The sequence below is a fragment of the Paenibacillus periandrae genome, assembly GCF_022458865.1.
Lineage (GTDB): Bacteria > Bacillota > Bacilli > Paenibacillales > NBRC-103111 > Paenibacillus_S > Paenibacillus_S periandrae.
In genome coordinates this window covers 1-785 of sequence record NZ_JAJNMU010000103.1, presented here as the reverse complement: position 1 = coordinate 785, position 785 = coordinate 1, and the positions used below count along the sequence as shown (strand labels likewise).

Sequence of the window (785 nt, the reverse complement as noted above, 5' to 3'; positions counted from 1 at the left end):
GGCTGCGCTGCTGCAGGAATTTACCCAACTCAGCTACCGCAAAGGGGATTTATTGTTCGAGGAAGGCGAGTTCGGCGATTCGTTGTACATCATTATGCAGGGTCAGGCGAGAATTTATTTGAGCTCCGCAGCGGGCGGCAAAACGACTCTGGCTATCCTCGGGGAGAAGGAATACTTCGGCGAAATGGCTTTGCTGACGGGCGACCCGCGCTCCGCCTCCGCGATGGCGGAAAGCGATCTGGTCGTGCTGAGGCTGGTCAAGGAATCGTTCGACCGGATCTTGCTTGAGCATAATGCGTTAGCCGTTCAATTTGCCGGCATTTTGGCTCGGCGGCTTGCCCGGGTGAACCGGCAGTCAAGCCAGGCGGCCTCGTCGCAGGAGGAGTCGGACGAAGCGAAAGCGTTGACATCTGGCGGGGCTCTTCGGGAGGACGCGGTTGCAGAGGAGCGGCCGGGGGAGCAGCGGGAACGACTGGACCAACAGGACCAGAGAGAGCAGGGAGAACAGTGGGAAGGGGCCGGTGACGCGGCCAGCCGACATTCTCCGCAGGTCCGAGCGCTCGGGGCTGTCATTTCCCTGGTTGCCGGCCTGCTGCTGTATGCCGCGATGCAGACGGGCGGTCAGCCGACGGCAGCAGCCGCGCTCATCGGGACCGGACTAACGGCCTTGCTGCTCACGGCCTGCGGGGTCGTGTCGCCGCTGCTGGCGGCCATGCTCATGGCCGCATCCGCCGTCTCGCTACCCGGCATCGGGCTTGGCGGCGGCATCTCCGCTTCATTCGTCT

At 63.4% G+C, this 785-nt stretch carries 1 protein-coding gene; it reads left to right on the top strand.

Going from position 1 to position 785, the window contains the following annotated elements:
• Positions 1-785 (top strand): Crp/Fnr family transcriptional regulator (locus LRL21_RS44735; protein ID WP_240422208.1); only part of this gene is annotated, 785 nt, incomplete at both ends.